22 protein-coding genes are annotated in these 22,633 nt (G+C 71.1%); 11 read left to right on the top strand and 11 right to left on the bottom strand.

Features of this window, described 5'->3' with window-relative positions:
• Positions 1-136: 136 nt before the first annotated feature.
• The 4 genes from ACFY29_RS18140 to ACFY29_RS18125 all read right to left on the bottom strand — a co-directional run bounded on the left by ACFY29_RS18140 (position 137) and on the right by ACFY29_RS18125 (position 3,109).
• Positions 137-868: a class I SAM-dependent methyltransferase gene (locus ACFY29_RS18140; RefSeq protein WP_386987507.1), complete on the bottom strand. Its 732-nt coding sequence runs from the start codon at positions 866-868 to the stop codon at positions 137-139.
• A gap of 231 nt (positions 869-1,099) precedes the next feature.
• Positions 1,100-1,462 carry a PH domain-containing protein gene (locus tag ACFY29_RS18135; protein WP_007464929.1) on the bottom strand — a complete coding sequence of 121 codons (363 nt, stop codon included), beginning with the start codon at positions 1,460-1,462 and terminating at the stop codon, positions 1,100-1,102.
• Positions 1,463-1,472: 10 nt separating this feature from the next.
• Positions 1,473-2,228, bottom strand: coding sequence for a class I SAM-dependent methyltransferase (locus ACFY29_RS18130; RefSeq protein ID WP_386987504.1), 756 nt, complete (start codon positions 2,226-2,228; stop codon positions 1,473-1,475).
• Complete coding sequence (locus tag ACFY29_RS18125; protein ID WP_386987502.1) at positions 2,225-3,109, bottom strand: LysR family transcriptional regulator; 885 nt, start codon at positions 3,107-3,109, stop codon at positions 2,225-2,227. Before ACFY29_RS18125 ends, ACFY29_RS18130 begins: the two co-directional genes overlap by 4 nt.
• 117 nt (positions 3,110-3,226) lie before the next feature.
• Between ACFY29_RS18125 and ACFY29_RS18120 the strand changes: the two genes are divergently transcribed.
• Together ACFY29_RS18120 and ACFY29_RS18115 are read left to right on the top strand one after the other, a co-directional pair.
• Positions 3,227-3,580, top strand: coding sequence for a DUF1801 domain-containing protein (locus ACFY29_RS18120; protein ID WP_386987499.1), 354 nt, complete (start codon positions 3,227-3,229; stop codon positions 3,578-3,580).
• Positions 3,577-3,963, top strand: a complete 387-nt coding sequence (locus ACFY29_RS18115; protein WP_386987497.1) for a VOC family protein — start codon at positions 3,577-3,579, stop codon at positions 3,961-3,963. The genes ACFY29_RS18120 and ACFY29_RS18115 overlap by 4 nt, the downstream gene beginning before the upstream one ends.
• A gap of 7 nt (positions 3,964-3,970) precedes the next feature.
• Here ACFY29_RS18115 and ACFY29_RS18110 read toward each other — a convergent pair whose 3' ends face one another.
• The gene (locus ACFY29_RS18110) at positions 3,971-4,279 is read right to left on the bottom strand and encodes a 4a-hydroxytetrahydrobiopterin dehydratase (protein ID WP_328420175.1); all 309 of its coding nucleotides are present in this window, start codon (positions 4,277-4,279) and stop codon (positions 3,971-3,973) included.
• 183 nt (positions 4,280-4,462) lie between these two features.
• Here ACFY29_RS18110 and ACFY29_RS18105 point away from each other — a divergent pair, with 183 nt between their 5' ends.
• Positions 4,463-4,918, top strand: a complete 456-nt coding sequence (locus tag ACFY29_RS18105; protein ID WP_328420173.1) for a (deoxy)nucleoside triphosphate pyrophosphohydrolase — start codon at positions 4,463-4,465, stop codon at positions 4,916-4,918.
• Between the two features lie 112 nt (positions 4,919-5,030).
• Here the strand turns inward: ACFY29_RS18105 and ACFY29_RS18100 are convergent, their stop codons facing one another.
• The 5 genes from ACFY29_RS18100 to ACFY29_RS18080 all read right to left on the bottom strand — a co-directional run bounded on the left by ACFY29_RS18100 (position 5,031) and on the right by ACFY29_RS18080 (position 12,012).
• On the bottom strand, positions 5,031-6,095 hold the full coding sequence (locus tag ACFY29_RS18100; protein WP_328420171.1) for a succinate dehydrogenase/fumarate reductase iron-sulfur subunit: 1,065 nt from the start codon (positions 6,093-6,095) through the stop codon (positions 5,031-5,033).
• A complete protein-coding gene (locus ACFY29_RS18095) occupies positions 6,092-8,020 on the bottom strand; it encodes a fumarate reductase/succinate dehydrogenase flavoprotein subunit (protein ID WP_328420170.1) in 1,929 nt (642 codons plus the stop codon). Before ACFY29_RS18095 ends, ACFY29_RS18100 begins: the two co-directional genes overlap by 4 nt.
• Before the next feature lie 11 nt (positions 8,021-8,031).
• Positions 8,032-8,838, bottom strand: coding sequence for a hypothetical protein (locus ACFY29_RS18090; protein ID WP_386987491.1), 807 nt, complete (start codon positions 8,836-8,838; stop codon positions 8,032-8,034).
• A gap of 266 nt (positions 8,839-9,104) precedes the next feature.
• The gene (locus ACFY29_RS18085) at positions 9,105-10,517 is read right to left on the bottom strand and encodes a TldD/PmbA family protein (RefSeq protein WP_386987489.1); all 1,413 of its coding nucleotides are present in this window, start codon (positions 10,515-10,517) and stop codon (positions 9,105-9,107) included.
• 58 nt (positions 10,518-10,575) lie between these two features.
• Complete coding sequence (locus tag ACFY29_RS18080) at positions 10,576-12,012, bottom strand: TldD/PmbA family protein (RefSeq protein ID WP_386987486.1); 1,437 nt, start codon at positions 12,010-12,012, stop codon at positions 10,576-10,578.
• A gap of 340 nt (positions 12,013-12,352) precedes the next feature.
• Here ACFY29_RS18080 and ACFY29_RS18075 point away from each other — a divergent pair, with 340 nt between their 5' ends.
• The 5 genes from ACFY29_RS18075 (at position 12,353) to ACFY29_RS18055 (ending at position 18,385) form a co-directional block, all read left to right on the top strand.
• Complete coding sequence (locus ACFY29_RS18075) at positions 12,353-13,408, top strand: ABC transporter ATP-binding protein (protein WP_386988491.1); 1,056 nt, start codon at positions 12,353-12,355, stop codon at positions 13,406-13,408.
• Positions 13,405-14,487: an ABC transporter ATP-binding protein gene (locus ACFY29_RS18070; RefSeq protein WP_386987483.1), complete on the top strand. Its 1,083-nt coding sequence runs from the start codon at positions 13,405-13,407 to the stop codon at positions 14,485-14,487. The genes ACFY29_RS18075 and ACFY29_RS18070 overlap by 4 nt, the downstream gene beginning before the upstream one ends.
• On the top strand, positions 14,484-15,491 hold the full coding sequence (locus ACFY29_RS18065) for an ABC transporter permease (protein WP_386987480.1): 1,008 nt from the start codon (positions 14,484-14,486) through the stop codon (positions 15,489-15,491). Before ACFY29_RS18070 ends, ACFY29_RS18065 begins: the two co-directional genes overlap by 4 nt.
• A gap of 9 nt (positions 15,492-15,500) precedes the next feature.
• Positions 15,501-16,487, top strand: a complete 987-nt coding sequence (locus tag ACFY29_RS18060; RefSeq protein ID WP_328420158.1) for an ABC transporter permease — start codon at positions 15,501-15,503, stop codon at positions 16,485-16,487.
• A 155-nt stretch (positions 16,488-16,642) separates the two neighbouring features.
• Entirely contained in the window at positions 16,643-18,385 is a 1,743-nt protein-coding gene (locus tag ACFY29_RS18055) for an ABC transporter substrate-binding protein (protein WP_328420156.1), read from the top strand.
• Positions 18,386-18,447: 62 nt separating this feature from the next.
• Here the strand turns inward: ACFY29_RS18055 and ACFY29_RS18050 are convergent, their stop codons facing one another.
• The gene (locus tag ACFY29_RS18050; protein WP_386987475.1) at positions 18,448-20,592 is read right to left on the bottom strand and encodes a prolyl oligopeptidase family serine peptidase; all 2,145 of its coding nucleotides are present in this window, start codon (positions 20,590-20,592) and stop codon (positions 18,448-18,450) included.
• A gap of 86 nt (positions 20,593-20,678) precedes the next feature.
• On the opposite strand from ACFY29_RS18050, the gene mshB reads away from it, so the two are divergent.
• From mshB to ACFY29_RS18035, 3 genes are all read left to right on the top strand, one after another.
• Positions 20,679-21,605: an N-acetyl-1-D-myo-inositol-2-amino-2-deoxy-alpha-D-glucopyranoside deacetylase gene (gene mshB, locus ACFY29_RS18045; RefSeq protein WP_355607936.1), complete on the top strand. Its 927-nt coding sequence runs from the start codon at positions 20,679-20,681 to the stop codon at positions 21,603-21,605.
• Between the two features lie 17 nt (positions 21,606-21,622).
• Entirely contained in the window at positions 21,623-22,057 is a 435-nt protein-coding gene (locus ACFY29_RS18040; RefSeq protein ID WP_386987471.1) for a hypothetical protein, read from the top strand.
• A gap of 81 nt (positions 22,058-22,138) precedes the next feature.
• Positions 22,139-22,603 carry a hypothetical protein gene (locus ACFY29_RS18035; RefSeq protein ID WP_328420148.1) on the top strand — a complete coding sequence of 155 codons (465 nt, stop codon included), beginning with the start codon at positions 22,139-22,141 and terminating at the stop codon, positions 22,601-22,603.
• Positions 22,604-22,633 lie beyond the last annotated feature (30 nt).

Raw genomic sequence — 22,633 nt, 5'->3', positions numbered from 1 at the left:
CCCGGCGCGGACCCTACGGATCAACAAAGGTCGCTACCAGCAGAATCAGCTATGGGCGGAAGCCCACGTCAGTTCCCCCGGACGGAGGTCGACTCCGGTTGCGTGTGGACCCGGAACCGGAGTCGACCAACCGCAGCTACTCCGCGCGGTAGACGGAGATGTGGGCCGTGCTGTCAGCGTCGAACGGTCGCCGGCGCCAGTCGGCGTACCGCTCGGTGAGCCGGAGCCCGGCCTGCTGCGCCATCGCGTCGATCTGGTGCGGCCAGGCGTACCGCATGGCGAAGGGCTTCAGGTGCACACCGTCGCCGTCGAACGTGATGGTCTGCCGGATGAAGCGCTGCGCCGGTCGGTCGTACCGGTGCAGCCGGATCGTCGCGGAGTCCTCGGTCACGGCGCGGACCTGCACCTGCTCGTCGGAGTCGAAGCTGCGCGGGTCGGGCACGAACGCCTCGACGACGAACGCGCCGCCGGGCGACAGCACCCGGGCGACGTTGCGGAAGCAGTCCGCCTGCCGCTCGGCGTCGACCAGGTTGAACAGCGTGTTGTAGACCAGGTACGCCAGGCGGAACGGGCCCGGTACGCCCACGTCCGCCATGTCGCCGACCACCACCGGGATGTGCTCGCCGCCGGGCTTGGCCCGCAGTTTCGCCAGCATCTCCTCGGACGCCTCGACGCCGTGCACGGTGAGGCCGCGCTCGGCCAGCGGCAGGGCGATCCGGCCGGTGCCGATCGCCAGTTCGAGAACCGGCCCGTCGTCGGCCAGGTCGGCCAGGAAGTCGACGGCCGGCGTCGGGTCGGGGTTGGGTCCGTCGTCGTAGCCGACGGCCCACAGTCGGCCGAAGAGGCCGGGATCGTCGAAGACCGACATCAGCGGCCTCCGGGGTTGGTGTCAGTGGCGCGCAGCCGCGCCGTGGCCAGGGAAGCAGATCTGCTCACGAAGTCTCGATTCCTCAGGTCGGATGACGTTCGGTCGGGGGGACTCCGTTGAGTGGGGCATGGCGGCTGCTCCTTTCGCGCGGCTGTCGGCTGAGGACACCAGAGGTCGCCGGGGCCCGGCAAGGCATTTACCCCCGCCGGGCCCGCAGCAGGCCGGACCGGGTCAGGAGATGTGGTGCAGGATCACGTTGTGCACGTGGTGGCTCTTCTGCGCGCCACGGAACTCCACCTCGTACGTGTGCGTGCCGACGTGGATGGCGATCGCCCCGGTGGAGAAGAACGTGCCGCCCCAGGACTTGTTGCTGACCACGCTCACGCTGGTGATCTTCGAGTACGGGATGCTGGTGATCGCATGCCGCTTCCCGACGAAGGAACGGTCCTGGATGATCACGCGCCGATCGGTCAGCCCGATGAACCCGGTGCCGGTGCCGACGGCGTCGTAGACGGCAATGATCTGCTCACCGTCGAGGAGTCCACTCTCGATCTGCTGGACCTGCTCCTTGCGGTCGTACGCGATGTTCGCCATGTGAACCAGGCTAGGCAACCGGTGCCAGCCGGCTGGCCTGGGCGATGACCAGGAACTCGCCGTCGCCCTGGCCGACCGGCTCGCGGTGCCAGCCGCCGTGGATGCGATCCACGGTGAAACCGGCCGCGCCCAGGGAGTCGCGTAGCTGCGCCTCGGTGCGGAAGCGCAGCGTCGCCGAGCTGAGCAGCTCCTCGTCGTCGGCGAAGTGGTAGTGGTGGGTAAAGCTGACCGCGCCGTCACGTACCCCGGTGACCTCGGTCCAGGCGCGGACCTCGCCGCCGTCCGGCAGCGTGATCCGCCGCTGCGAGTCCACCGGGTTCCAATGCTCCCACCGGCGGTCCGCCGGGTCCCGGGCGTCGAAGACCAGCCGGCCGCCGGGCACCAGCGCCCGTCGCAGGTCCGCGAGGGTACGTGCCCACTCCGCGTCGTCGACGAAGAACTGCGCCACGTGGCTGGTCAGCACCGCCACCTCGAACGCCTGGTCCGGCAGCAGAGCCGAGGTGCCCTCGATCCAGGTCACCCGCTCGCCGCCCGGCTTGGCGCGGGCGGCGGCCAGGGACGCGCCGGCGGGGTCGACGCCGGTGACGGTGTGGCCACCGGCGGCGAGGGCGACGGTCAGCCGGCCGGTGCCGCAACCCAGGTCGAGGACCCGGGCGCCCGGGGTCTCGTTGACCACCGCCCGGAAGAAGTCGTCGTCCGGCCCCCATGGGCATTCGGCGTCGTAGACCTGGACCAGCCGGCGGTGGCGGAACTCGCCGTGCCTCATCGGGGGTTCGCCTCGGTCGCGGCGCTGACGAACTCCAGCACCCGGGCGGTGCTGTTGCTGGCCAGCCAGATCGGCCCCCGCTCGATCGGCGGCGCGTCGTGGATCGGCACGTACGCCACGTCGGGGCGCGGGTAGTAGCGCCGGGTGTGTTCGCCCACCGGCAGCACGCCACGGCCCAGCGCCACCAGGGACAGCATCTCGGAGAACGTGTTCCCGGTGGGGCCCTTCGGCACCGGCCGGCCGGACGGGGTGCGCTCCGGGGTCCGGTCCCGCTTGAACTCCGCCGAGGTCACCGTCGGGTACTGCACCACCGGATGGTCGGCGAGCACCTCCAGCGACACGGACCGCTCCCGGGTGAGCGGGTGGCCCGCGGCCACCGCCAGCACCCGGTCCTCGGAGAGCAGTGCCGGGCCGTTGGCCATCCCGTCGAAGGGATACGAGGCGATCAGCACGTCGGTGGAGCCGTCGAGCAGGCCGGAGCGGGTGGTGGCCAGCTGCGCCTCGTGCACCTCCACCCGGCAGTCGGGGTGTCGCTCGGTGAACAGGGCGACCGCCCGGAGCAGCACCGGCGCGGTCCACTCGCCCAGGAACGCCACCCGCAGTGTCCCGGTGACGCCCCGCCCGGCGTCGACCGCGCGACGGACCGCCTCGTCCATCCCGGCCACCAGCGGGGCCAGCTCGTCGGCGAGCTGCCGCCCGATCGGGGTGAGCTGGACGACCCGACTGGTCCGGGCGAACAGCGGCGCCCCGATCCGGCGTTCCAGCTTCTTGACCACGTGGCTGACCCGGCCGGTGCTGACCCGCAGCCGCTCGGCGGTCCGACCGAAGTGCAGCTCCTCGGCGAGGGTCAGGAACGTCTCGACCTCGTACCGCTCCAGCACGCCGCTCCCACCGTTGACCTGTGCGCAACGATCGTAGCGGCAACGGCTCTTGGTCGGCGGCGCCCGTCAGCGGATCGTGAACGCGGCAAGGAAACCACTCGACCGAAGGGCTTTGCGATGAGCATCGACGACTACCTGGCCGGCCTGCCCGGCCCGCTGCGCGAGATCGGGGAGAAGCTGACGCCCGTCATCGCCGCCGCGCTGCCCGGGGCGACCGGCGCGATGTGGCACGGCCACCCGGTCTGGAGCCTGGGCGACCGGCCGGGCCTGCGCCCGGTCTGCCTGCTCAAGGCGTACCGGTCGGATGTCACCTTCGGGCTGTGGCGGGGGCAGGAGATCACCGACCCGTCCGGGCGACTGGTGCCCGGCGCACGGGCGATGGCGGCGGTGAAGTTGCGCGGCGTCGCCGACATCGACCCGGCGCTGTTCACCGACTGGCTCCGCGCGGCGGCCGCGCTGGAGGAGGCGTGAGCACGGTACGCGTGACCGGTTTCGACCATCTGGTGCTGACCGTCGCCGACGTGGAGCGGGCACTGGACTTCTACTGCGGCCGGCTCGGGCTGGAGCCGGTACGGGTCGACGAGTGGCGAGCCGGTGCCGTGCCGTTCCCGTCGGTGCGGATCAGCCCGGAAAGCATCATCGACCTCGTCCACGGCGACCGGCAGGGCACGAATGTCGACCACTTCTGCCTGGTGGTGGCACCGCTGGACTGGGCGCAGGTGATCGAGTCGGGCATCTTCACGGTGCTGACCGGCCCGGTCAGCCGGTTCGGCGCCCGCGGGACGGCGACCTCGATCTACGTGCGGGACCCGGACGGCAACTCGGTGGAGCTGCGCTGGTACCCACCGATGTAGCGGGACCTCAGGACTCGGTGACCGTCCGGTAGACGTCCTCGATCCGGGCGGCCAGCAGGACCTCGCCCTCGGTCAGCGGCTCCCCGTTGCCATGCCCGACCCGGATCTGGGTACTGTCAGCGTGGCGGCTGATTTCGGGGCGCAGGTGCAGCGCGTCGGCGACGACCTTCACCCGTTCGGTCAGCGCCGCGTGTTGGGTATCGTCGATCACGAGAGTCCGCCGGATCTGCTCGCCTTCCCGCGTCCAACCAGATAGCAAGGTCAACGCGTCGGAAAGGTAATCGTGCTTGGCCCGGCTGTTGAACAGCACGCGCATAACCGCACCCCCCAAGCGCCGTTGCCGGCTTGTGGCCAAATCGTCGCCATCCCGTGTCTTGTCGGTGCCCTCTAGTCTGTCGTCGCACGGAAGGGGTGTCCACGCCCACACTTCCGGGTTCTATTGACCTAGCGGCCGGTTACGGTACCCAAACCGCCGATTGATCTGGCACCCTGGACGCCCGTGCGGACCGAACGGGCTAATGGTGGCGGGCAGGCCGAACGACGGGACCTGAAGGTGATCGTGGGTGCGGCGATCATCCGGGACGGGCGGGTGCTCGCCTGTGCGCGTTCCGCCCCGCCTGAGGTGGCGGGGATGTGGGAGTTCCCCGGCGGGAAGGTCGAGCCGGGGGAGGCCGAGATCGATGCGCTGATCCGGGAGTGTTCCGAGGAGTTGGCCGTACGCGTGGAGATCGGCGACCGGGTCGGCCGCGACGTGCGGATGGCCCACGGCCGCTCGGTGCTCAAGGTGTACGCCGCCCGCCTGCTGGACGGCGACGAGCCGCAGGCGCTGGAGCACTCGGCCATGCGCTGGCTCTCCGCCGCCGAGCTGGACTCGGTCACCTGGCTCCCGGCCGATGCCCCCATCGTTGCCGCGCTGCGTCCCGTCCTCGCCGAGGGCAGACCACCGAAGCGCTGATCGGGTTGGCGGGCTCGTCGAGCCAGGCACGTCCGCCAACGTCATGATCAACGCCGGAAATGGGGACGGGGCCCCCGGCAGTGCCGGTGGGCCCCCGTCCTGGTGGTCGTGCTCAGTGCTTGTCCTGCTCCGGGTGGGCGAAGTTGAGGTGCTCCGGAGGCAGCGGGAAGGTCACGTCGTCGCCGAACGGCGACGGCGCGGCGGCCCGGTCGAAGGTGAGCTCGGTCAGCGGCAGCTTGCCCCGGTCGTCGACCGCTGGCGCGGTCGGGTGGGGCACCTCCCGTTGCCAGTTGACGCCGCTCTGCGCCTGCGCCTCGGCCTGCGGGTCGTGCGAACGGCCCGCGTGCGAGTGCACCCCGCCCCCGGCCGCGCCCGGCGACGTCGCCGAGCCCTGACGGGCGGTGGTCACGCTGGTCTGGGGCGTCTCGCCCCGACGGAAGATCTTGCTACCAAGCCACACAAGGGGATCGTACCTGCGGTCTACGACCCGCTCCTTCATGGGGATGATCCCGTTGTCAGTGATCTTGATGTGCTCGGGGCAGACCTCGGTGCAGCACTTGGTGATGTTGCAGAAGCCGAGGCCCTGTTCGGCCTGTGCGTACTCCTTGCGGTCGGTCCGGGCGTCCAGCGGGTGCATGTCCAGCTCGGCCGCCCTGATGAAGTACCGCGGCCCGGAGAACGCCTGCTTGTTCTCGTCGTGGTCGCGGATCACGTGGCAGACGGTCTGGCACAGGAAGCACTCGATGCACTTGCGGAACTCCTGCGAGCGCTCGACGTCGACCTGCTGCATCCGGTAGTCGCCGGGGGCCACGTCCGCCGGAGGGGCGAACGCGGGCGTCTCCCGGGCCTTCTCGTAGTTGAACGAGACGTCGGTGACCAGGTCCCGGATCACCGGGAAGGTGCGCAGCGGGGTGACCGTGACGGTCTCCTCGTCACCGAAGGTCGACATCCGGGTCATGCAGCCCAGCCGCGGCTTGCCGTTGATCTCCATGGAACAGGAGCCACACTTGCCGGCCTTGCAGTTCCACCGGCAGGCCAGGTCGGGCGCGTCGGTGGCCTGCAACCGGTGGATGACGTCGAGGACCACCTCGCCCTCGTTCACCTCGACCATGTAGTCCTGCAGGTCCCCGCCGGTCTCGTCGCCCCGCCAGATCCGGAACTGACGCTTCGCGCTCATCGGTTGTCCGCCTCTCCAGCGTCGACGACGAGGGCGTCGAAGTCGGCGAGCTCCTCGTCGGTGAGGTACTTGGCCAGCTCCGCCCGGTCGAAGAGGCCGATCAGCTCCGGCCGCATCTTCGGCAGCGGCTTACGGGTCAGCCGCACGGCGTCGCCGTCCAGCGCGCAGACCAGGTTCACCTGCCGCCACTTCGGCTCCATCGCCGGGTAGTCCTCCCGGGTGTGCCCGCCGCGCGACTCCTGCCGCTCCAGCGCCGCCTTCGCGGTGCACTCCGAGACCACCAGCATGTTGCGCAGGTCCAGTGCCAGGTGCCAGCCCGGGTTGTAGCGCCGGCCGCCGGCCGCGCTCACCTTGGCGACCCGCTCCCGCAGCTCGGCCAGCCTGCCCAGCGCGTCGGCCAGCTCGCCCTCTCTGCGGATGATGCCGACCAGATCGCCCATGACCGCCTGCAGGTCCTGCTGCAGGGTGTACGGGCTCTCGCCGGTGTCGCGCTGCAGCGGCGCCAACGCGGTCTCCACCGCCGCCTCGACGGCGTCCACGGCCACCTTCGGCCGGGCGGCCAGCCCGTCGGCGTAGCTGGCCGCGTGCCCGCCCGCCCGCTTGCCGAAGACCAACAGGTCGGACAGGGAGTTGCCGCCCAGCCGGTTGGAGCCGTGCATGCCGCCGGAGACCTCACCGGCGGCGAACAGCCCGCGCACGTGGCCGAAGGCGGCACCGGAGTCCGGGTCCACCTCGACGCCGCCCATCACGTAGTGACAGGTCGGTCCGACCTCCATCGGCTCGGCCGTGATGTCGACGTCGGCCAGCTCTTTGAACTGGTGGTACATCGACGGCAGCCGCCGGCGGATCTCGTCGGCCGAGCGCCGGCTGGCGATGTCCAGGAAGACGCCGCCGGCGGGGGATCCCCGGCCGGCCTTGACCTCGCTGTTGATCGCGCGGGCCACCTCGTCGCGGGGCAGCAGCTCCGGCGGGCGGCGGTTGTTGTCCGGGTCGGTGTACCAGCGGTCCGCCTCCTCCTCGGTCTCCGCGTACTGCTTGCGGAAGACGTCGGGGACGTAGTCGAACATGAACCGCTTGCCGTCGGAGTTCTTCAGCACGCCGCCGTCGCCGCGTACCGATTCGGTGACCAGGATGCCCTTCACCGAGGGCGGCCAGACCATGCCGGTCGGGTGGAACTGGAGGAACTCCATGTTGATCAGAGTCGCCCCGGCGCGCAGCGCCAGCGCGTGACCGTCCCCGGTGTACTCCCAGGAGTTCGAGGTGACCTTGTAGGACCGCCCGACGCCGCCGGTGGCCAGCACCACGGCCGGCGCCTCGAAGAGGATGAACTCCCCGGACTCCCGGTAGTAGCCGAACGCGCCGGCAACCCGGTCGCCGTCCAGCAGCAGCTCGGTGATGGTGGTCTCGGAGAACACCTTGATCCGGGCGTCGTACGAGCCGAACTCGCGCTTGTCCTCCTGCTGAAGCGAGACGATCTTCTGCTGGAGGGTGCGGATCAGCTCCAGGCCGGTCCGGTCGCCCACGTGCGCCAGCCGGGGATACTCGTGGCCGCCGAAGTTGCGCTGGGAGATCTTGCCGTCCTTGGTGCGGTCGAAGAGCGCGCCGTACGTCTCCAGCTCCCAGATCCGCTGCGGCGACTCCTTCGCGTGCAGCTCGGCCATCCGGAAGTTGTTGAGGAACTTTCCGCCGCGCATGGTGTCCCGGAAGTGCACCTGCCAGTTGTCCCGGCTGTTCACGTTCCCCATCGCGGCGGCGGCGCCGCCCTCGGCCATCACCGTGTGCGCCTTGCCGAAGAGCGACTTGGAGATGATCGCGGTCTTCTTGCCGGCGAGCCGGGCCTCGATCGCCGCCCGCAGGCCGGCGCCGCCGGCCCCGATCACGACGACGTCGTAGTGGTGTCGTTCGATTCGCGTGGTAGTGGTCATGTCGGGGCCCTTTAGTTGATGAACCGCAGGTCGGAGAACCACTCGGCCGCGAGCGCCATGATGTAGAAGTCGGCCAGCGCCAGGGTGCCGAGGGTGATCCAGGCGAGCTGCATGTGCCGGACGTTCAACGCCGAGACGAAGGTCCAGGCCTTGTAGCGCACCGGGTGCTTGGAGAAGTGCTTGAGCCGGCCGCCGATGATGTGCCGGCAGGAGTGGCAGGAGATGGTGTACGCCCAGAGCATCACCACGTTGACCAGCAGGATGATGTTGCCCAGCCCGAAGCCGAAGCCCTTGGGGGAGTGGAAGGCGAGGATCGCGTCCCAGGTGTTGATCAGCGAGATGATCGCGGCGGCGTAGAAGAAGTAGCGGTGCAGGTTCTGCCCGAGCAGCGGGAAGCGGGTCTCACCGCCGTACGAGGCGTGACCGTCCGGCACGGCGCAGGCCGGCGGGGACAGCCAGAACGACCGGTAGTACGCCTTGCGGTAGTAGTAGCAGGTGAGCCGGAACAGCAGCAGGAACGGCAGGGTCAGTGCGGCATCCGGGATGACCCACCAGCCGGGCAGGAACCGGCCGAAGTGCGAGGCTGCCTCGACACACCGATCGGTCACGCACGGGGAGTAGAACGGGGTCAGGTAGTGGTACGCGTCCACCCAGTAGTTGTCATGCTGGAAGACCCGGACCGTCGCGTACGCGACCCAGGCGCTGAGCCCGATCACGGTGATCAGTGGGGCCAACCACCAGCGGTCGGTACGCAACGTTTTCGCCGCGATGGCGGCGCGCGCCCGCGCTCCCCGCGGCCTCGTTGCCGTTGAAGTCATTCGAGTCGTCTCCTCGACGGGCCCGTACGGGCGGGCTGATCTTTCTCCGGTCGGCACGCGGACCGGCGAACCCGCACCCGCTGCCACGTCATGCGCACACCAACGACCACGCCGGATCGACCGACGCAGCTAAGTGACACACGTTACGCCGATCTTTGCGGGCCGTCCGCGCAAGGGAGTGTCCCGTGTGTCTGGCCTGCGGGAAAGCCCCGTCACGCTGATCGATGACGCGTTGTTAGAAACCTCACTGCCGGCACCGGGCCCGATCACCCGGAGGCGCCCCCGGTGAAGTGCCAGGACGCCAGCCGCACCGGCGGCGCCGCCCACCATGCACCGTCCACCCGGTCGGGTTGGCGCACCGGCCGGCCGCCCAGCCCGAGCACCGCCCCCGGCCCGAGCGCCCGTGGGTACGACTCGGTGAACCGCAGGTCGCGGACCGCCCGCACGACCGTGCCGTCCTCGACCAGCCAGACGCCGTTGCGGGTCAGCCCGGTGACGACCAGGCTCTTCGGGTCGAGCACCCGGGTGTACCAGAGGTCGGTGACCAGCAGCCCTCGGCGTACCCCGGCGACCAGCGCGGCGGTGTCCGCGTCGACCACGGCACCGGCCGTTGTGCCGGTGGTGCTCCGGCCCACCGCGCTGGCCGGCCCGGCCGCCGCCCCGGACAGGCGCAGGTTGCGGGCCATCGGGCCCCAGGTGGCACCACCCGCGACCGCGTGCCCAGTGGACTCCGCGCCCGCGTCGGCGGCGGTCCGCCGATCGTGCGCCACCGCCCGGGTCGTGCCCGCCTCGATCAGGGTCAGCGCCCGCCGGCCGGTGCCCTCGGCGTCGAACGGCAGCCCCGACGCGCCCAGCGGATCGTCCACCAGGGTCACCGTCGGGTCGAACTGGGCCGCCCCCGGCTCGGCGAACGACTGCCGCTCGGCGTACCGCTTGCCGTTGAAGCCGTACCAGGAGAGGTTCTGCAACAGGTCCGCCACGGCGGCCGGCTCGAACACCACCTCGTAGCGCCCCGGGGGCAGCTCGATCGGGTCGGCCGCCGCCTGCGCCTTCGCCGCGGCGTGCGCGCCCAACTCGGCGCCGTCGAGGTCGGACAGCCGGTCGGCGCAGCGCCGGGCCACCCCGTCCGCGCCGTCGCGGCGGGCGATGCCGTCCATCGCCGCCTCGACCGAGCGGCCGTGCGCGGTGTGTCCGGCAGAGTTGGCGAACGCCGACGAGCGGTGCGCGGTGCGGCAGTAGCCGGCCGTGCTGAGGCCCCCGGCGGCGGCCACGAACGCGCGGACCAGATCGGCCCGCTGATCCGGCTCGGCGTGCGCGGTGGCCTCGTCGACGGGTGGGGCGGCCGGCGCGGGCGTGGGTGGGGCCAGCCCTGGCCAGCCCGGGTCGGGCGGGCAGAGCCGCGCCGCGGCCAGGGTGCGCTCGACCAGCGCGCGCAGCCCGTCGGGGGTGACCACGCTGCCGCTGCCGGCGGCGGTCCGCCCGTCCAGGTGCAGCCGCAGCCGGACCCCGACGGTCGACTCGGCGACGTTCTGGTGGATGGCCGAGTTGGCGAACCGGGTCAGCGCCAGGTCGGCCCGGGTCACCACCGCCTCGGCCTGCGCGGCCGGGCCACCGAGCCGCCGGACCAGCTCGATGACCTGCCCGGCCAGCTCCACCTCCGTCGACCCACCGGTGCTCATGCCGACACCTCTTTCGTTCGCGACTGCGGGGCTCGCAAACCCGGCTCACTCCTCGCGCTCACGCCGAGACCCCCACCCGGACGTTGCGGAAGCGGGCCGGCGCGGACGGATGGCCGGTGTGCCCGGTCTGGCCCGGCTGGCCCTTGCCGCAGTTGGGCGTCCCCCAGGGCACCGTCTCGCCGGAGAGCATGTCCATCGAGCGCCAGAAGAGCGGGCCGATCCCGGTGTAGGTGGGGTTGCGCAGCATCCGCCCCCGCCGCCCCTTCTTGATCTCCCAGCCGACCTCGCAGCCGAACTGGAAGTTGAGGCGCTTGTCGTCGATCGACCAGGAACGGTTGAGGTCCATCAGCACCCCGTCGTCGGTGGCCGCGATGATCTCCTCCAGGGTGTGCGGGCCGGGCTCCAGGCCGACGTTGGTCATCCGCACCATCGGCAGCCGGGCCCACCCGTCGGCCCGTACGCTGCCGCCGTAGTCGAGGCTGGCCATGGCGGCCGAGTCCCGGCCGGCGAGCACACCCACCCACCGCCCGTCACGGACCGCGTCCCGCTTGACCGCGGGCGAGCCCTCGTCGTCGAAGCCGAAGCTGCCCAGCGCGCCCGGGATGGTCGGGTCGATGGTGATGTTCATCAGCTCGGAGCCGTAGCGCAGCGAGCCGAGCTGGGCCAGGTCCAGCCAGGACGTGCCGGCGAACGCGGCCTCCCAGCCGAGGATCCGGTCCAGCTCGATGGCGTGCCCGACCGACTCGTGGATCTGCAGGGCCAACTGCTCGCCGCCGAGGATCAGATCCGTCTCGCCGGCCGGGCAGGGCGGTGCGGTGAGCAGCGCCCGGGACTCCTCGGCGATCTGCGCGGCGTGCGCGGCGAGGTCGAGCGACTCGACCAGCTCCCACCCGGTGGTGCCGTACTGCCCCCGGTAGCTGGGCCAGGAGCGACGCTGGGTCTCGCCGTCACCGATCGACGTGGCCGAGATGCCACCGCCGCACTCGCGGATCCGCTGGTCGATCCGGTGGCCCTCGCTGGAGACGAACCACTTGGCGGTGTCCCAGATCTGGTACAGCCCCTCGGCCAGGTCGGCGCCGTGCTCGGCCATCGTGCGGGTCGCGCCGACCAACAGGTCGCCCTTGTCCGACAGCGGCACCCCGAGCGGGTCGATCTGGCAGCCGGAGGCCCAGCTCGCGGTGATGGCCTCGACTGGCACCAGGTCGACCGGTGGGCCGGGCACCCGCGCGCTCGCCATGGCGGTCCGCGCCGCGCGCCGACCGGCGTCGCGGGCGGCGGCGTCAGAGAGATCGGGTACGGCGTGAAAGCCCCAACTCGACCCGACCAGCGCCCGGACGCCGAGCCCGATGCTCTCGTCCTGGGTCAACTCCTCCACGTCTCCGTTGCGCGCGGTCATCGACTCGTAGCGACGGTGCATCACCCGGGCGTCGGCGTACCGGGCGCCCGCGTCGAGGGCGGCCTGGACGGCGGCGGTGGCCGCGTCGAACTCGGTCATGCGACCGACCCTAGCGAGCCGACCGGCGCCCGTCAGGCGAGCAGATCCTCCGGCCGGATGACCGCCTTCACTCCACCTCATGCCGGCGGGAATCCTCCCGGTGCTGCCGCCAAGGTGGTCGCACCCGCCGTGCGATCAGGGCATGAATGGCCATGGATGGCGAGGTGAGGGGTGTTCAGGCCGATGCCGACTCGTTACGCTCGGGCCCGCTGACAGGTGCCGACTTTGTAGCTTATTTTCACCCTCGGGACTTTCCTGTAAGTTCTCTTCGTCACTGAGGGAGGCAGCCGTGGACAGCTCGGATCCGGCGCCGTCCGGGGAACCGGACGACCATCCCACCGTGCCGGAGCAGCGCAGCACCTCGGGCGCCTACCTACGGGTGACCGACCTGCGAGTCCGGTTCGACACCGAGGACGGCGTGGTCCGCGCGGTCGACGGCGTGTCGTTCTCCGTCGAGCGGGGCCGCACCCTCGGCATCGTGGGCGAGTCCGGCTCCGGCAAGAGCGTCACCTCGCTGGCCATCCTCGGCCTGCACGACGCCAAGCGGACCACCATCACCGGGGAGATCTCCGTCGGCGGCCGGCAGGTGGTGGGCCTCCCCGACGAGGAGATACGCCGGCTGCGCGGTCGCGACATGGCGATGATCTTCCAGGACCCGCTCTCGGCCCTGCACCCCTACTACACCGTGGGGCGGCAGATCGCCGAGGCGTACCGGGTGCACCACCCGAAGGCCCGCCGGCGGGAGGCCCGCCAGAGGGCGGTGGACATGCTGGACCGGGTGGGTATCCCGCAGCCTTCGCGCCGCTTCGACCAGTACCCGCACGAGTTCTCCGGCGGCATGCGCCAGCGGGCGATGATCGCCATGTCGCTGGTCAACGATCCGGCCCTGCTGATCGCCGACGAGCCGACCACCGCGCTGGACGTCACCGTGCAGGCGCAGATCCTGGACCTGCTCGCCGACCTCCAGGCCGAGTACCACTCCGCCATCATCCTGATCACCCACGACCTCGGCGTGGTCGGTCAGGCCGCCGACGAGGTGCTGGTGATGTACGGCGGGCGAGCCGTCGAGCAGGGCAGCGTCGAGCAGGTGCTCCGCACGCCGCAGCATCCGTACACCTGGGGGTTGCTCTCCAGCGTGCCGTCGCTGCACGGCGACGCGGACGCGGACCTGCTGCCGATCCGGGGCAATCCGCCCAGCCTGATCAACCTGCCGCCCGGCTGCGCCTTCCACCCGCGCTGCCGGTACGCGGACCGCAACGGCGACCGGTCCCGCACCGAGGTGCCCGAGCTGCGTCCGGCGGGCGCGGACGGCCACCTGGTCGCCTGTCACCTGACCGCCGAGGAGCGCGCCGAGCGCTACGCCGAGGACATCGCATCCGTGGGGGTGGCCCGATGACCGACGAGCCGTTGCTGCGGGTCCGCGGCCTGACCAAGCACTTCCCGGTACGCCAGGGGCTGCGCTCCACCGGCCTGGTGCGGGCGGTGGACGGGCTGGACTTCGACGTGCGACCGGGCGAGACACTCGGCCTGGTGGGGGAGTCGGGCTGCGGCAAGACCACCACCGGCCGGATGCTGGTGCGGCTGTTGGAGCCGACCGCCGGCACCATCGAGTTCGCCGGGCGGGACATCACCCACGCCGGTCGGCGGGAGTTGCGCCCGCTGCGCCAGGACCTCCAGATCATCTTCCAGGACCCGTACGCCTCCCTGAACCCCCGGCACACCGTCGGCCGGATCGTGGCGATGCCGTTGCAGGTCAACGGCATCAAGCCGCCGGGCGGGATCAAGGCCCGCGTGCAGGAGCTGCTGGAGCTAGTCGGGTTGAACCCGGAGCACTACAACCGGTACCCGCACGAGTTCTCCGGTGGCCAGCGCCAGCGCATCGGCATCGCCCGCGCGCTGGCCCTGCGGCCCAAGCTGATCGTCGCCGACGAGCCGGTCTCCGCGCTGGACGTCTCGATCCAGGCGCAGGTGGTCAACCTGCTGCGGGACCTGCAACGGGACCTCGGTCTGGCGTTCGTGTTCATCGCCCACGACTTGGCCGTGGTGCGGCACTTCTGCCAGCGGGTCGCGGTGATGTACCTGGGCCGGATCGTGGAGATCGGTGACCGGGCGGACATCTACGAGCGCCCGCAGCACCCGTACACCAAGGCGTTGCTCTCGGCGATCCCGGACGTCACCCGGCTCGGCCCGGCGGGCCGGATCCGGCTGACCGGCGACGTGCCCACCCCGCTCGACCCGCCGTCGGGCTGCCGGTTCCGCACCCGGTGCTGGAAGGCGCAGGACATCTGCGCGACCGAGGAGCCGGCGCTGGTCCCGCGCGACGGCGGCCACCAGGCCGCCGCGTGTCACTTCCCCGAAGGGGAATCAGCAAGCACGAGCCCCGAAGGGGAAGCGGCCAGCACGAGCCCCGAAGGGGACGCAGCCAGCACCAGCGCGGGGTCGACCGACGCGGTCGTCGAGGAGGTGTCGTCGTGAGCCTGTCTCCGGTGGAGGGTGTGGCGCTGGCCGAGATCGAGTCCAGCGCGGGCGGGGGCGAGCCCGCGGCGAAGGGCGTCGTCGGCCGTTCACCCGGTCAGCTCGCCTGGCTGCGGCTGCGCCGCGACCGGACGGCCGTGGTCAGTGGCGTGCTGCTCGTCTTCTTCATGCTGCTGGGACTGTCCGCCCCGCTGATCGAGATGGTCTACGGGATCGGCCCGCGTGAGCAGTTCCAGAACCTGCTGGACGGCTTCGGCATGCCGCTGGGCTACGCCGGCGGCGTCACCGGGGAGCACTGGTTCGGCCTGGAGCCGGGACTGGGCCGGGACATCTTCATCCGGCTGATCTACGGGCTGCGGACCTCGCTCTTCATCGCGTTCGCCGCGGCCCTGATCACCGCGACGATCGGCGTCGTGCTCGGCGCTCTCGCCGGTTACCTCGGTGGCTGGCTCGACGCGGTGATCAACTGGATCACCGACCTGACTCTGGCCATGCCGTTCCTGATCATCGCGCTGGCGCTCACCCCCACCCTGACGCTGCGTTTCTACGGCGAGCGCGGGCAGGTGTCGTCGGCCTTCGGGGTGGGCGTGCTGATCGCCGTCTTCGCCGTGTTCGGCTGGACCAGCACGGCCCGGCTGGTGCGCGGGCAGGTGATCGCGCTGCGCGAGCGGGAGTTCGTGGAGGCGGCCAAGGCCAGCGGTGCGGGGCTGGGGCACATGCTCTTCCGGCAGTTGCTGCCGAACATCTGGGCCCCGATCCTGGTCTCGTTCTCCCTGGCGGTGCCGCAGTTCATCACCAGCGAGGCCGCGCTGTCGTTCATCGGCGTCGGCCTCAGCGACGAGACGCCCAGCTTCGGTCGGATGATCTATCGCAGTCTGGACTTCCTCCAGACCGACCCGGCGTACGTGTTCTTCCCGGGCATCATGATCTTCGCGCTGGTGTTCGCCTTCAACCTCTTCGGCGACGCGTTGCGTGACGCGCTCGACCCGAAGTCGTCCCGGTAGGGGTTTTCCATGGCGCGATTTCTGATCAAGCGGCTCTTCTCCGCCACGCTGACCCTGTTCGCGGTGAGCGTGCTGACCTTCCTGATGTTCTTCGCCCTGCCGCGTGACCCGGTCACTGGCATGTGCCCGAAGAACTGCAACCCGGAGCGGTTGGAGCGGGTGCGCACCGAGTTGGGCCTGAACGACCCGCTGATCAGCCAGTACGCCGGCTACATGAAGGGCATCGTCATGGGGCGGGACCTGGGCAGCGCCCAGGGCGGCCGGTGTGACGCGCCCTGCCTGGGCTGGTCGTACGTCACCAACGAGGCGGTCTCGGACACCATCGCCCGGGTGCTGCCAGTGACGCTGAGCATCGTGATCCCGGCGGCCATTCTCTGGCTGCTGCTCGGGGTCGGGCTGGGCATGGTCTCCGCGCTACGCCGGGGCACCTGGCTGGACCGGGCCGCCATCGGCTTCTCGCTGACCGGTGCCTCGTTGCAGCTCTACTTCGTGGGCGCGGTGCTGCTGCTGGTGTTCGTCTACAACCTGCGGCTTCTGCCGGTGCCGAGCTACACCTCCATCTTCGACAATCCGGCGAAGTGGGCCAGTGGGCTGGTGCTGGCCTGGGTGGCGTTGGCCTTCCTCTTCTCGGCCATCTACGCCCGGCTGTCGCGGGCGCAGATGCTGGAGACCCTGTCGGAGGACTTCGTCCGCACCGCGCGGGCCAAGGGCCTGGCCAAACCCAAGGTGTACGGGCGGCACGCGCTGCGCGCGGCGATCACGCCGGTGGTGACCATCGCGGGCCTGGACGTCGGCGGTGCGCTCGGCGGCACGGTGATCACTGAGACGACCTTCGGCATCCAGGGTCTGGGTCGCACGGCGGTGGACGCGGTGCGCTCCGGTGACCTACCCACGATCATGGCCACCGTGCTGATCGCGGCCGTCTTCGTGGTGCTGGCGAATGTGCTGGTCGACCTGCTCTACGCGGCCATCGACCCCCGGGTCCGGCTGCGCTGAGCCGGGCGGTCGGCCGGCGTGTCCACCACCCGGCTGGCGGCGAAATTTATCGACAACTGTTACACAATCCGTAGGTTTTCTTCTTTACGATCCTCGAGACGTCGGCGGTTCTCGCCCCGGCGAACCGCACGGCACATGGGTGAAGGAGGTACTTCATGCGACTACGCGTGGCGGCCGCCGCAGGCGGCGCAATCGCTCTGGTTGTGGCATTGGGTGCGTGCTCGGAGAACACGGGCGAGGGCACCACGGTGGACACCGAGCGGCAGCAGACCGGGGTCATCGCGACCGACCCCAAGGAGTCCCAGGGCCCGGCTGCCGAGGTGAGCGGGGCCGCGAAGGGCGGCACCTTCACCATCATCCGGGAGACGCCGATCTCCCACCTGGACCCGCAGCGGACGTACTCGTTCGCCGGTCTGATGACGAACCCGCTCTTCGCTCGCTATCTGACCACCTGGAAGGACGACGGCAAGGGCGGCCTGGTTCTCGTCGGAGACCTGGCCGAGACGCCGGGCACCAACGTCAACAAGGACTGCAAGGTCTGGGAGTTCAAGGTCAAGGACGGGGTGAAGTTCGAGGACGGCCGTCCGATCACCTCCAAGGAGATCGCGTACGGCATCGCCCGCTCCTTCGACCCGGACCTCTCCGGCGGCCCGACCTACATCCAGGAGTGGCTGGCCGACAGCCCGGAGTTCGACACCAAGTGGGACTTCAAGAAGAACAAGACGTCGCTGCCGCCGGGCCTGACCACGCCGGACGCCAAGACGCTGCGCTTCGAGTTCGCCAAGCCCCGCTGCGACCTCCCGTTCGCGGTCTCGCTGCCGACCACGGCGCCGCTGCCGCCGGACAAGGACACCGGCGTCAACCTGGACAAGCAGCCGTTCTCGTCCGGCCCGTACAAGGTCGCCAAGAACCAGGTCGGCGTGCAGATCACCCTGGACCGCAACCCCAACTGGGACCCGAACACCGACCCGGTCCGGCACCAGTACCCGGACCAGTTCGTGTGGAGCTTCGGCGCGACGGCGGACGCCGCCAACAACCGGGTGATCGCGGACAACGGTGCCGACCAGAGCGCGATCGCCTTCAACGCCGTGCCCGCCTCGCTGGTCGCCAGGGTGGCCGGGGACGCCTCGCTGAAGTCGCGCAGCATCCTCTCGCCGACCCCGAGCGCCAACCAGTTGGTCATCAACAACCAGCGCGTCAAGGACCTGAAGATCCGCCAGGCGCTCAACTACGCCATCGACCGCGAGGGCCTGATCAAGGCGCTCGGCGGGCAGACCGTCGCCGCGCCGCTGACCACGCTGATGCCGCCGGCCACCATCGGCTACAAGGCGTACGAGGCGTACCCGGCGGGTGCCAACGGCAACGTCGACAAGGTCAAGGAGCTGCTCGGCGGCCAGACGCCGGAGCTGGTCCTCGGTGTCGCCGACAACACGACCGAGCAGCAGGAGGGTGCCCAGCTCAAGGCCAACCTGGAGCGGGCCGGCTTCAAGATCACCCTGCGGAACATCCCGGACGACGCGAAGCTCGACGAGGTCAAGAAGAAGGACAACCCGTGGGACCTTTACATCGGTAACTGGGCGGCGGACTGGCCGAGCGGTGCCTCGATCCTGCCGGTGCTCTACGACGGCCGCACCATCAAGGCCGAGGGCAACAGCAACAGCGCGTTCTTCAACGACCCGACGATCAACGCCGAGATGGACCGCATCCTGGCGCTGCCCCCGGCCGACCAGGGTCCGGAGTGGGGCAAGCTCGACGAGCGGATCATGAAGGAGCACGCCCCCGTGGTGCCGCTCTTCGTCGACGTGGCCTACAACGTGCACGGGTCCAAGGCGGGTGGGGTCTTCATCTCCAGCGTCTTCGGCTACCCGGCGTTCGTGAACGCCTTCGTCAAGCCGTAACACCGCAAGGACGGGCCCCCGGTCGACAACGCCGTCGACCGGGGGCCGCCCTTTGCGCGGGGTCAGAACAGGTGGGTACGGAGGAAGTCGAGCTCCAGCGGAAGCAGGCGCTCGGCGGTGCCGTTCGCGGCCATGTGGGTGGCACCGGTCAACGGCAGCACGGCGTGCGGACGGCCAGTGGCCAGCAGGGCCGCCGAGAGCCGCAGCGTGTGCGCGGCCACCACGTTGTCGTCGGCCAGACCGTGCACCAGCAGCAACGGCCGGGCCTGGTCCGGCCCGGTGACCGGCTCGGCCGCCATCTCCACCAGCGAGTGGTGCGCGTAGACGTCCATCCCGTCCTCCGGCAGCCCGAGATAACGCTCGGTGTACGCGGTGTCGTACAGCGTCCAGTCGGTCACCGGGGCACCCGCGATCCCGCACCGGAACAGTTCCGGGTGGCGCAGCACCGCCAACCCGGCCAGCCACCCTCCGAACGACCAGCCACGCACCCCCACCCGGCCCAGGTCCAGGTCGGGGTGCTTGCCGGCGAGCGCGGTCAGCGCGTCCACCTGGTCGGTCAGGATCACGTCGGCCATCCGCCGGTGGATCGCCTTCTCGAACGACGGGGCCACTCCCGGCGTACCCCGGTTGTCGATGGTGACCACCGCGAACCCGGCTTCGGCCCACCACTGCCGCTCCAGCCAGGCCGCCCGGGCGGCCACCACCTCCTGGTGCCCCGGGCCGCCGTAGATGTCCAGCAGCACCGGCAGCCGCCGGCCCGTCACATGGTTGTCCGGGTAGAGCACCGCCGCCGGCAGCCGCCGGTCGGTCACCCGTTCCAGCAGCGGCAGCGGAGAATACGGCGGGGTGGCGGCCAGCGAGCGCAGCTCGGCCACCTCCCGGTCGCCGCGGCGTACCGTCCACCGCACCCCGGCGTGGTCCAGCGAGGCGACGCCGACCGCCAGCACGTCCCCACCCACGGCGGCGGTGTGCCAGCCGGAGTCGGTGGTGAGCCGGCGGGCGTCCACCCCGCCGCCGATGGTGGTCCGGACCCGGAACAGGTGCCGCTCGCTCGGCTCGCCGTCGCTCGCCTCGACCAGCAGGTCCGCCGGGCCGCTGCCGTTCGGCAGCCGACCCACCACCCGCCGCACGTACAGCGACGGCGGGGTGAGCAGGGTGCCATCGGCGAACAGGCACCGCGCGTCGTACCCGTCGTGGGCCAGCTCGCCGCCGACCAGCACGCGGCCGTCCGGCAGGTGCGCCGGTGTGCCGGCGATCGGCTCGACCCAGCGCGGGTCGGCCAGCTCGGCGTGCACCTGCGTCTCACCGGTCCGTGGGTCGACGGCCAGTACCAGCCCGTGTTGCTGCGAGCGCCGCAGCACGGTGATCAGCGGGCTGCCCTCGGTCCAGCTGACGGCCGTCAGGTACGGGTAGGTCTCCCGGTCCCAGTGCACGTCGACCCAGCCGTCGTCCAGGTCCAGCAGGTGCAGGCTGACCTCCGCGTTCGGTCCGCCCGCGCGGGGGTACGCGACGGCGGTCGGCGGGCTCGCCGGCTCGGCCGGGTCGTGCAGGTGCCAGCGGGGCAACCGGGTCTCGTCGACCCGCGCGGCGAGCACCGAGCGGCCGTCCGGCGCCCACCAGTAGCCCCGGAACCGGCCGAACTCCTCGGCCGCGATGTGCTCGGCCAAGCCCCAGCTCACCCCGGCGTCCTCGCCCGCCAGGAGAGTGTCGGTGCCGTCGGGGTCGATCACCCGCAGCTCGCCCCGGCGGACACCCTCGGCGGCGTCGGTCACGTACGCCAGCCGCTGCCCGGTCGGGTCCGGCCGTGGGTCCAGCACCGGGCCGTGGGCGGCCACCTCCACCACGTCGCCGTGCACCAGGTCGGCCCGGAACAGCCGGCCGGCCAGCGCGAACACCGCCACCCGGCCGGCGCCGTCCAGCGCGTACGAACCGATGCCGGCGGCGCTGAGCCGCAGCCGCTCGCGCAGCGCACGCTCGCCGGGGGAGAGCACAGCGGCGTCGCCGGTGTCGCTGAGCAGGGTGGCCGGGTCGGCGACCAACCGCTCCTCGGCGGTGGCCACGTCCAGCAGCCAGAGCGCGTCCGCCGAATCCTCCGGGCCGGCGGAGCGCAGGAAGATCACCCGGGAGCCGTCCTCGGCCACGGAGACAGCACGCGGCGCGCCGTGGCTGAACCGGCGTGTGCGGGCGGCCAGCTCCGGAAAGTCCACAGGCCAAATCGTAGAGCCGTGCCGGGCGTGATGTGGCCGACCTGGGTGGACGCGTCGACGACTCCCGGCCGGAACCGCCGGTTAGAGTGACCGTCGTGACGACGCTGCCCGACCGCCGCCTGCTGCTGGTCCACGCGCACCCCGACGACGAGTCGATCGGCACCGGCTCGACGATGGCCCACTACGCCGCCGCCGGCGCGCACGTCACGCTGGTGACCTGCACCCTCGGCGAGGAGGGCGAGATCCACGTCCCGGCGCTGGCGCAGCTCGCCGCAGCCGAGGCCGACCAGCTCGGTGGGTACCGGGTCGCCGAGTTGGCCGCCGCCTGCGCCGCGCTGGGCGTCAGCGACCACCGCTTCCTCGGCGGCGCCGGCCGCTACCGCGACTCGGGGATGATGGGGCTCGCGACCAACGAGCACCCCCGCGCCTTCTGGCAGGCCGACCTCGACGAGGCCGCCGGGCATCTGGTGGAGATCATGCGGGAGGTACGCCCGCAGGTGCTGATCACGTACGACCCGAACGGCTTCTACGGCCACCCCGACCACATCCAGGCGCACCGGGTGGCGATGCGCGCCGTCGAACTGGCCGCCGCCGAGGGCTGCGCCCCGCTCAAGGTCTACTGGACGGCCATGCCGATCAGCGTGATGGAAGCCGGCATGACGCACTTCGCCGAGTCCTCGGACAACCCGTTCGGCGGCATCGAGGACCTCGCCGACCTGCCCTTCGGCACCCCGGACGACCAGATCGCCGCCCGGATCAACGCCACCGACCAGCACGTGGCCAAGGAGGCCGCGATGCGGGCGCACGGCACCCAGATCCCGGCCAACTCCTGGCTCTACTCGATCGCCGGCAACTTCGGTGGCGAGTTCATGGGCGTGGAGTACTTCACCCTCGCGGTCGGCGAGAAGGGCCCGGGCGCCGGCCCGTACGGCTGGGAGGACGACCTCTTCGCCGGGCTGCCCGAGGAGACCGCCCCGGACCGGTCCCCGGCCGCGGCGGCCGGTCTCCGGTGACCCTGCCCGCCGCGCCGATGTCGGTCATGCCGGACCAGGACACCCCGCCCTCGGCGGGGCCACCGCCGCGACTGCTGGACCTGGGTCTGCGGCTGGCCGGAGGGCTCGTCGTGGTGGTGGCCGGGGTGCTGACCGGGGTGCTGGAGCTGCTGTTCGCCACGGTCCGCGTCGGCGGGCAACTGGTCGGCGTGTCGGTGCTGCTCGCGGTCGGCGCCAACATCGCGCTGGCCTGGTTCGCGCACGAGGTGGTCGGCCGTCGGTGGGCGGTGGCGCTGCCCGCAGTGCCATGGTTCGCGCTGATGGCGGTGGCCGCCGTCCGGACCACCGAGGGCGATCTGCTGCTGGCCGGCGACAACTGGGTCGGCCTTGCCATGATCGTGGCCGGTGCGATGACCTTCGCGGTGATGGGCTTCCGGCAGATCCTCGCCCCGCCGCCCGCACTCGGTGGATGATGACGCCACACAGGTACGAGTGGTAGATATTCCTGCCAAGGATGCCGCCCCGCAACGGGGCGTACGGCAGGAGGTCGTGCGATGGACAGACGGTGGCGTGACGTCGGGGTGCTCGCGGGAGCGCTGTTCGCGGTCAACGTGGTCGCCCGGCTGATCATCCGGCTTGGCTTTGACGGTGACGACACCGTCGCCGATCGGGTGTCGCTGGCGATGTTCGTGGTGATCGGGCTGACCCTGGCCGTGGTCGCCTTCCGCTGGGGTCGCCGCCGGCCGCTTTCCGAGTGGTCGACCGACATGGTCGTCGTGGTGCTGGTGGCGATGGCGCTGACCGTGCTGGTCGGGCCGCTGCTCGTCGGCCACAACCCGTTCGGTGGCGGGGCGGGCACGTTCTTCGCCCAGATCTGGCTCTATCTGCTCGCCAGCGGTGCCGGCACGCTGATCGGGTACCTGGTGCTCACCGCGCTCGGGCGCGACTACCGATCCCAGCAGCTCAAGCGGTACGCCGAGGTCAAGGCCGCCAAGCCGCGTCGGGTCGTCCGCCGCTGACCCGCGGCTGGCCCGACCCGCGTTGGTCCG

It is taken from the genome of Micromonospora sp. NPDC000668, from assembly GCF_042897975.1.
In the GTDB taxonomy this organism is placed as follows: Bacteria; Actinomycetota; Actinomycetes; order Mycobacteriales; family Micromonosporaceae; genus Micromonospora.
The sequence above is the reverse complement of the archived record's forward strand: the minus strand, read 5'-3'. Positions and strand labels throughout refer to the sequence as shown.

What these genes read in the sequence shown, in the direction of transcription:
- ACFY29_RS18140 (WP_386987507.1), bottom strand. Translation starts at nt 868, where the DNA reads ATGTCGGTCTTCGACGATCCCGGCCTCTTCGGCCGACTGTGGGCCGTC.
- ACFY29_RS18135 (WP_007464929.1), bottom strand. Translation starts at nt 1,462, where the DNA reads ATGGCGAACATCGCGTACGACCGCAAGGAGCAGGTCCAGCAGATCGAG.
- ACFY29_RS18130 (WP_386987504.1), bottom strand. Translation starts at nt 2,228, where the DNA reads ATGAGGCACGGCGAGTTCCGCCACCGCCGGCTGGTCCAGGTCTACGAC.
- ACFY29_RS18120 (WP_386987499.1), top strand. Translation starts at nt 3,227, where the DNA reads ATGAGCATCGACGACTACCTGGCCGGCCTGCCCGGCCCGCTGCGCGAG.
- ACFY29_RS18110 (WP_328420175.1), bottom strand. Translation starts at nt 4,279, where the DNA reads ATGCGCGTGCTGTTCAACAGCCGGGCCAAGCACGATTACCTTTCCGAC.
- ACFY29_RS18100 (WP_328420171.1), bottom strand. Translation starts at nt 6,095, where the DNA reads ATGAGCGCGAAGCGTCAGTTCCGGATCTGGCGGGGCGACGAGACCGGC.
- ACFY29_RS18095 (WP_328420170.1), bottom strand. Translation starts at nt 8,020, where the DNA reads ATGACCACTACCACGCGAATCGAACGACACCACTACGACGTCGTCGTG.
- ACFY29_RS18090 (WP_386987491.1), bottom strand. Translation starts at nt 8,838, where the DNA reads ATGACTTCAACGGCAACGAGGCCGCGGGGAGCGCGGGCGCGCGCCGCC.
- ACFY29_RS18085 (WP_386987489.1), bottom strand. Translation starts at nt 10,517, where the DNA reads ATGAGCACCGGTGGGTCGACGGAGGTGGAGCTGGCCGGGCAGGTCATC.
- ACFY29_RS18080 (WP_386987486.1), bottom strand. Translation starts at nt 12,012, where the DNA reads ATGACCGAGTTCGACGCGGCCACCGCCGCCGTCCAGGCCGCCCTCGAC.
- ACFY29_RS18070 (WP_386987483.1), top strand. Translation starts at nt 13,405, where the DNA reads ATGACCGACGAGCCGTTGCTGCGGGTCCGCGGCCTGACCAAGCACTTC.
- ACFY29_RS18060 (WP_328420158.1), top strand. Translation starts at nt 15,501, where the DNA reads ATGGCGCGATTTCTGATCAAGCGGCTCTTCTCCGCCACGCTGACCCTG.
- ACFY29_RS18055 (WP_328420156.1), top strand. Translation starts at nt 16,643, where the DNA reads ATGCGACTACGCGTGGCGGCCGCCGCAGGCGGCGCAATCGCTCTGGTT.
- ACFY29_RS18040 (WP_386987471.1), top strand. Translation starts at nt 21,623, where the DNA reads ATGTCGGTCATGCCGGACCAGGACACCCCGCCCTCGGCGGGGCCACCG.
- ACFY29_RS18035 (WP_328420148.1), top strand. Translation starts at nt 22,139, where the DNA reads ATGGACAGACGGTGGCGTGACGTCGGGGTGCTCGCGGGAGCGCTGTTC.